Source organism: Tepidimonas alkaliphilus (assembly GCF_007556595.1).
Taxonomy (GTDB): Bacteria; Pseudomonadota; Gammaproteobacteria; order Burkholderiales; family Burkholderiaceae_C; genus Tepidimonas; species Tepidimonas alkaliphila.
The window spans coordinates 1-7,497 of sequence record NZ_VJNB01000021.1 but is presented as its reverse complement, the minus strand read 5'-3'; the positions used below and the strand labels follow the sequence as shown (position 1 = coordinate 7,497).

Annotated in this window: 6 protein-coding genes and 1 tRNA gene; 2 read left to right on the top strand and 5 right to left on the bottom strand. The window is 69.3% G+C overall.

Features of this window, described 5'->3' with window-relative positions:
• Window positions 1-845: 845 nt before the first annotated feature.
• Window positions 846-922 (bottom strand) — tRNA-Met (locus Talka_RS11680).
• 107 nt (window positions 923-1,029) lie between these two features.
• Window positions 1,030-1,815 (bottom strand): enoyl-CoA hydratase, encoded by a 786-nt coding sequence (locus Talka_RS11675; RefSeq protein ID WP_143891495.1) that lies wholly within the window; start codon window positions 1,813-1,815, stop codon window positions 1,030-1,032.
• Window positions 1,816-1,942: 127 nt separating this feature from the next.
• On the opposite strand from Talka_RS11675, the gene Talka_RS11670 reads away from it, so the two are divergent.
• The gene (locus tag Talka_RS11670) at window positions 1,943-2,755 is read left to right on the top strand and encodes an enoyl-CoA hydratase-related protein (RefSeq protein WP_143891494.1); all 813 of its coding nucleotides are present in this window, start codon (window positions 1,943-1,945) and stop codon (window positions 2,753-2,755) included.
• Window positions 2,756-2,778: 23 nt separating this feature from the next.
• On the opposite strand, the gene Talka_RS11665 is transcribed toward Talka_RS11670, so the two are convergent.
• Genes Talka_RS11665 through Talka_RS11655 form a run of 3 tightly spaced genes read right to left on the bottom strand, consistent with a single transcriptional unit; the run spans window position 2,779 to window position 6,519 of the window.
• Complete coding sequence (locus tag Talka_RS11665) at window positions 2,779-4,593, bottom strand: M61 family metallopeptidase (protein WP_143891493.1); 1,815 nt, start codon at window positions 4,591-4,593, stop codon at window positions 2,779-2,781.
• Window positions 4,590-5,324, bottom strand: a complete 735-nt coding sequence (locus tag Talka_RS11660) for a DsbC family protein (protein WP_143891492.1) — start codon at window positions 5,322-5,324, stop codon at window positions 4,590-4,592. Before Talka_RS11660 ends, Talka_RS11665 begins: the two co-directional genes overlap by 4 nt.
• A 37-nt stretch (window positions 5,325-5,361) precedes the next feature.
• Entirely contained in the window at window positions 5,362-6,519 is a 1,158-nt protein-coding gene (locus tag Talka_RS11655; protein ID WP_143891491.1) for an FAD-dependent monooxygenase, read from the bottom strand.
• 120 nt (window positions 6,520-6,639) lie between these two features.
• On the opposite strand from Talka_RS11655, the gene ychF reads away from it, so the two are divergent.
• On the top strand, window positions 6,640-7,497 hold an 858-nt coding region (gene ychF / locus Talka_RS11650), incomplete at its 3' end, for a redox-regulated ATPase YchF (RefSeq protein WP_143891490.1).

Here is a 7,497-nt window from a genome sequence, read left to right as displayed (position 1 = left end):
CCCATCGACCCCCCAATGCCAACCAAGAACCAAGAACCAATATAACCCCCCCTCCCCCCGTCGGGGGGTGTGGGCTCGGAGCCTGCAGAGATGCCACGGCATAGCCACGGCAGTGCCGCGGGAATGCCACGGCAATACCACGGCAATACCGCGGTAATACCACCAACACCAACACCAACACCAAAAGAGGTTATTGGCACTCCGCCATCTTTGGAGGAGAAGGGGGTTAGGGGTGTGGGGGAAGGGGCTGCCGCTTTGCTCAGCGTCATCGGCGGTAGGGGAGCTGACCCCGCTGCGCCAGAAAGCCAAAAAAGGCCTTCTGGCGCGTTTTTTGTGCGGGCACGTAGGGGTAAGCCTTGGGCTGCCCAAAAAAATCGACTGTAGGCCGTTCTGACGCGTTTTAGAGGCATCCGCAGATCGCGGAGGCCTTGGAGTTTCACCAGATCGATGAAACCCGAGCGCCAGCAGGTGACGTCACGAATCGTGAGGTCATCGGCGAGGGAGGGGCATCACACCCACCCCTTTGCACGGGGATGTCGGCAGTAGCGACACCCATGGATGGCACACGCGGGACGCTGAGCAGGCCGATGACCCCCAACGCCGGGGGGATCATCGTTGACCTCACGTTTCGTTAGGCCATCGTGACGACATCCATGGCGCACGCGGAACGCTGAGCAGGCCGATGACCGCACTGCCGCAAGGGGCTTTCTGCCGCGATGGCAAAGCTGACCCCTTGGCTGGCGCTGAGGCCGTCAGACTTGCCAAAACTGGCTACATAGTGGCTACATGGCGACGAGTGTCCACAAAAAAGCCCGCTTACCGGCTGGCTAAGTCGTTGATTTTCTTGGTGGCGCTTCAGGGACTCGAACCCCGGACCTGCGGATTATGATTCCGTCGCTCTAACCAGCTGAGCTAAAGCGCCGCTAAAGCCATTATTCTAGCACAATCGCCTGGAAACCACCGACGCCGTCCTCGGCGCGTTGCGCTACCTGACCCATGGCTCTGCGCCCCGCTGGGGCGCTGTCTGGCTCAGCGGCCTTCGAACCGCGCCGGGCGTTTTTCGAGAAACGCGGCCATGCCCTCTTTTTGGTCTTGGGTGGCGAACATGGCGTGGAACATGCGGCGCTCGAACTGCAGCCCCTCCGCAAGCGGCGCCTCGAAGGCGCGGTTGAGCGCCTCCTTGGCTGCCAGCACCGCCAGCCGCGGCTGGGCGGCGATGGCGTGCGCGACGGCCAGCGCCTCCTCCATCAATTTGTCCGTCGGCACCACGCGGCTGACAAGCCCGGCACGTTCAGCCTCGGCGGCATCCATCATCCGGCCAGTCAGCACCATGTCCATCGCCTTGGCCTTGCCGATCGCGCGCGGCAGCCGCTGCGTGCCGCCGGCGCCGGGGATGACGCCGATCTTGACCTCCGGTTGGCCAAAGCGGGCGTTGTCGGCGGCGATGATCAGGTCGCACATCATCGCCACTTCGCAACCGCCGCCGAGCGCATAGCCGGCCACGGCGGCAATGACGGGCTTGCGCACGTGGCGCAGCGCTTCCCAGTTGCGCGTGATGTATTCCGAGCGATACACGTCCGCGAAGGTGTATCGCGCCATCGCGGCGATGTCGGCGCCGGCGGCGAACGCCTTGTCGTTGCCGGTTAGCACGATGCAGGCGATGGCCTCGTCGGTGTCGAAGGCGCGCAGGGCCGCGCTGAGCTCATCCATCAGCTGGTCGTTGAGCGCGTTGAGCTGCTTGGGCCGATTGAGCTGGATGATGCCGACCGGCCCGTCGGTGCGGGTCAGCAGGGTTTCATAGGCTGGGTTGGTCATGGGCGCTCCCAAAGAAGGGGTAAGACAAGAACGCGCGCTGCACACTATATAACGGCAATCGCAGCGGTTACGATTCTGGTTCGAGGCCCGTTTCTTTTGTTGCATGCAGGCAGAGGAGCAGACGACGATGACCCTTTCGGCATCCGCCGCGGCTGCGGAGATCCTGTTTGAGCGCCGCGGCGCCGTGGCGCTGGTGACGCTCAACCGCCCGCAGGCGCTCAACAGCTTCACGCGCACGATGCACCGCGCGCTGCAGGAGGCGCTGGCCGAGGTGCAGCGCGACCCCGCTGTGCGGGCGTTGGTGCTGACCGGCGCCGGGCGCGGCTTCTGCGCCGGGCTGGATCTGTCGGAGCTTGACTTTACCCCGGGGCCGGATCTGGCCGAGCGCGCCAACCCGGGTCCGGTGCTGGATGAGTGCTTCAACCCGACCGCGCGCGCGTTGATGAACCTGCGCGTGCCGACGGTGGCAGCGGTCAACGGCGTGGCCGCTGGCGCCGGTGTGTCGCTGGCGCTGACCTGCGACCTGGTGGTGGCCACGCCGGGTGCCAGCTTCGTGCAGGCGTTCAGCAAGATCGGCCTGATTCCGGACGCCGGCGGCAGCTGGCTCAGCGTCGAGCGGCTGGGGCTGGCGCGCGCGCTCGGCTGGGCGATGCTCGGCGACAAGCTGTCGGCGCAGCAGGCCAAGGACTGGGGGCTGATCTGGGACGTGGCCGACGATGCGCTTGCCGCCGCGCTGGCGCTGGCCGAGCGGCTGGCGGCCCTGCCGACGCAGGCGCTGGTGGCCACGCGCCACCTGCTGCGCGGGGCGCTGCAGCGTTCGTTCGAGCAGCAGCTGGAGGCCGAGCGCGAGCTGCAGGCGACGCTGGGCCGCACGCACGACTACGTCGAGGGCGTGACCGCCTTCCTGCAGAAGCGCCCGCCACAGTTCCGCGGCGCGTGAGACGGCCCCGCGATTGGGCGGCGTCAAGCCACCGCGGCGTCGCCCGGGGGCGGCAGCAGCTTGACGTTCACCGCCGGGCTCGTCGGCCAGCGCAGCGGACAGCGCAGCACGCGCCCGTCGCGCGCCACCCAGGCCGGCAGCGGCTCATTCGGCGCAAGGCCGCGCGCGTGCAGCGCCACGTCCTCCAGCCGCGCCACGCGCCAGATGGCTTCGCCGCGCTGCACGGCCAGCCACTCGTCGCCGGGCGCCAGGCCCGCGGCCTGCGCCGCGCTGCCGTGCAACACGTGCTTCAGGCGCAGCGTGCTGCCGCCTTCCTCCACGCGCAGGCCGAGCCTCTCGGCCAGCCCCGCCGGCTCTTCCACCCAGCGGATGCCGTGGCTTTCCAGCAGCGGGCGCAACGGCAGCTCGTCGGTGCCGTGCACCCAGGCGTCCAGCTCCGCGTCCAGCGGCCGGCCGGCCAGCTCGCGCAGCACCGCGCGCAGGTCGTCCTCACGCATCGGGCCGCCAGCGCAGCGCCGCCACAGCGCGCGCAGCGCGTCGTCCAGCGAGGCGCCGCTCGCGTTGCGCAGCGTCAGGTCCAGCGCCAGCGCCACCAGCGCGCCCTTGGCGTAATAGCTGACGGTGGCGTTGGGCGTGCCGTCGTGCGGGCGGTAATACTTGATCCAGGCGTCGAAGCTCGCCTGCGCCACGCTCTGCACCCGCCGCCCCGGCGTGGCCAGCACGTGGTTGACGGTGCGCGCCAGCAGCTCCAGGTACGCCGGCAGCGTGATGAGCCCAGCGCGCAGCAGCAGCAGGTCGTCGTAGTAGCTGGTGAAGCCCTCGAAGAACCACAGCAGCCCGGTGTAATTCTCGCGGTCGTAGTCGTAGCGGGCGAACTCCGCCGGGCGCAGCCGCTTGACGTTCCAGGCATGGAAATACTCGTGGCTGATCAGGCCGAGCAGCGTGACGTAGCGGTCGCCGGCCTTCAGTTCCTTTTCGGCGGCCGCCGGCTCATCCGGCAGCGGCGCCAGCGGCAGATCCGCGCGCGCGCCGATGAGGGCCGTCGAGTGCCGGTGCTCCAGTCCGCCGTAGCCGTCGCCCGTGACGTGGAGCAGGAACAGGTAGCGGTCGAACGGCGGCGGCGCCTGCGTCCCGTGCCACAGCGCGCAAGCGGCCTCGGCCACGCGCGCGGTGTCGCGCAGCAGCCGCGCGCCGTCGAAGCCATCTGGCGCGCCGCTGACCACCAGCCGGTGCGGCACGCCGCGCACCTCGACGTCGCCGACCCAGAACGCGCCCAGCTCCACCGGGTGGTCGGCCAGCTCGTCGTAATCCGCCGCCAGGTAGGTGGCAAAGCCGTCGTCGTCTGGCCAGCGCCAGCGGCCCTGCGCGTCGCGCGTGGCGCCGTCGGCGCGCTCCAGCGCGGTGGCCACGCGCCAGCCCCGCGTCCAGCGGTTCGGCACGAGCGTCAGCGCGTGTGGTTCGTCCTCGCGCCCGTGCACGCGCAGGCACAGGCTCGTGGGGTTGAAGAAGCCGCGCGTGGCGTCCAGGTAGGCGGCGCGCACCGAGGGGTCGTGCGCGTAAACCTCGTAGCGCAGCTCCAGCCGCGCCGCGCCGGCCGCCTCCACCTCCCAGGTGTTCTTGTCGAGCGCGCGCACCGGCGCTGGCTTCCCGTCCGCCAGCGCCTGCAGCCGCTGCAGGTGCTGGGCGAACTCGCGCACCAGGTAGCTGCCCGGGATCCACACCGGCAGGCTGACGCGCTGCCGTGCGGCCGGGCGCTCGATCGTCAGCGTCACGCGCCACAGGTGCGCATGCGCGTCGGCCACCTCGACGCGGTGGTGCACCGCAGCGGCCCGTCTCATTTGTTTGCGCTTGCAGCCTGGGTCAGCAAGGGCTCCAGGCGTTCCAGCCCAATGGCGCCGGGGATGCGCTGCCCGTTGGCCAAGATGGTGGTCGGGGTGCCAGTGATGCGGTATTTCTGGCCGAACGCAAGGTTGCGCTCCAGCGCGCTGGCATCGCATTTGGCGTCGGCTGCTGGCGGCTGCACGCCGCGCTGCATCCAGTCGTCCCAGGCCTTGGCGCGGTCCTTGGCGCACCAGATCGCGCGCGACTTGGCCTCCGAATCCTTGCCCAAAACCGGGTACAGGAAGGTGTGGATCGTGACGTTGTCCAGCTTGGCCAGGTCGCGCTCAAAGCGCTTGCAGAAGCCGCAGTTCGGGTCGGCGAACACCGCCAGCTTGCGCTGACCGTTGCCGCGTACCACGGTAAAGGCGTCCTTCAGCGGCAGCTCGTCGAAGGCGATGGCGGTCAGCTTATCGAGCCGCTCCTCGGTCAGGTTGACGCGCGCGCGGGTGTCGATCAGCACGCCCTGGATCAGAAAGTCGCCGCGCGCGTCGGTGTAGAGCAGCTCGGTGCCGAGGCGCACCTCAAACAGGCCGGGCATCGGCGTGGCGCGCACCTCATCGATGCGCGGCAGATTCGGAATCCGCTCCGCCAGGTTTTTGCGGATCACCGCTTCGTTGGCCGCGGCGTGGCCGGTCAACCCCGCCAGCGTCGCAACGGCCAGCAGACGCAAAATCGAACGTGATGTCATGGAAATAAAAAGTATGAGCCGAGGCGAGCCTCGGGTTTTAAAGTGTGGCCAGTTGGCCGGATGCTTGTTGGATGAACCAGCGCTTGAGCGGTTCCAGGCGATCCACCGCGCGCAGGCCCCAGCGGCGCAGCGCGGTCACGCGCGCATTCGGGTCGGCAAACAGGCCGTGCAGCGCGTCGGTGGCCGCCAGCATGGCCGCCACTGGCGCAGCGCGCGCGCGCTCGTAGCGGCGCAGCAGGCGCAAGTCGCCAAGCGGCCGCCAGTATTCCCGCTCGCGCAGCACGCGCACCAGCTCGGCCACGTCGCCCAGGCCCGTGTTGAGCCCTTGGCCGGCCAGCGGGTGCATGGCATGTGCGGCGTCGCCAGCCAGCGCCAACCCAGGGCGCACCCAGGGCCGCGCCAGCGCGCGCTGCAGCGGCCAGCCGGCCACCGCGCTTTCCAGCGCCATGTCGCCCAGCGCTGCCCCGCAGGCGGCCTGCAGCTCAGCGGCGAACGCCTCCGGCGCCAGCTTCAGCAGTCGCTCGGCGCGCGCGCGCGGCACCGACCACACCAGCGCCACGCGGTCGCCGTCCACCCCGTCCAGCGGCAGCAGGGCAATGATTTCCTCACCGTGAAACCATTGCCGTGCCACCGCGCCGTGCGGACGCGCGCAGCGCAGCCGCGCGGCCAAGGCGGTGTGGGGATACGGCACGGCTTCCCAAGCTATGCCTGCTGCGGCGCGCGTGGAGCTATGGCGGCCCTCGCAAACCACGGTCAACGCCGCGCGCGGCGCCGTGTCAGCCTCGCCGTGCAGACGCTCGATGCCACGCGTTCGCTCTACGGCAGCCTCCAGAGCCTGCTCCAGAGCCGCCACATCCACAATCCACGCCAGCGGTTCTTGCGGCGCCGGGGCATCGAAGCGCAGCGTGGCGACGGGCTGGGGCGATCCAGCCACGTCGTGGTCGGTGTCGGCCACCCACATGGCTCGCACCGGCGTCGCATGCCTATCGGCGGGCCAGGCTTGCGCTTCCCGCAGCAGGGCGCGCGAGGCGGCGTTGAGCGCATAAGCGCGCACGTCCACCTCGGCAGCGCCCGTCGCCGTGGCGCAGCGTTCCACCAGGGCAACCCGCAGGCGCTGGCGCGCCAGCAGCAACGCCAAGCAGCGGCCCACAACGCCGCCGCCCAGAACCGTGACATCCCATTGTGCTGCAGACATGGTCAAGCCATTGTATCGGCTGCACCCTGGGGGCCGAAGCATTGCGTTCGACCGATCGAAGGCGGCGTGCTAGGATGAGCAGTTGACCATTCACGTTACAAGCATCAGCTGCGTTCAACCATGAGCCTCAAGTGCGGCATCGTGGGCCTGCCCAACGTGGGCAAATCCACTCTTTTCAACGCCCTGACCAAGGCCGGCATCGCCGCGGAAAACTATCCCTTCTGCACCATCGAGCCCAACGTCGGCGTCGTTGAGGTGCCCGACCCGCGCCTGCAGCAGCTGGCCGCGCTGGTCAAGCCGCAGCGCGTGGTGCCGGCCATCGTCGAATTCGTTGACATCGCTGGGCTGGTGGCCGGCGCCAGCCAGGGTGAGGGCCTGGGCAACCAGTTCCTGGCCCACATCCGCGAAACGGATGCCATCGTCAACGTGGTGCGCTGCTTTGACGACCCCAACATCGTGCACGTCGCCGGCCGCGTCGATCCAGTGGCCGACATCGAGGTGATCCAGACCGAGCTGTGCCTGGCCGACCTGGCCACGGTGGACAAGGCGCTGCAGCGCGCGCAGAAGGCCGCCAAGAGCGGCCACGACAAGGAGGCGGCCCAGCTCGCGGCGCTGCTCGTGCGCGTGCGCACGCATCTGGACGAAGGCCGCCCGGTGCGCACGCTGCCGCTCACGGAGGAAGAGCGCGCGCGGCTCAAGCCGCTGTGCCTGATCACCGCCAAGCCGGCGATGTTCGTCGGCAACGTGGCCGAGGACGGTTTCGGCGACGACAACCCGCACCTGAAGCGCCTGCGCAAGGTGGCGGCGCAGCAGGGCGCGCCGGTGGTGGCCATCTGCGCCAAGATCGAGGCGGAGCTGGCCGACATGGACGAGGAGGACCGGCTCGCCTTCCTGCGCGAGCTGGGGCTGCAGGAGCCGGGCCTCAACCGCCTGATCCGCGCCGCCTACGACTTGCTCGGGCTGCAGACCTACTTCACC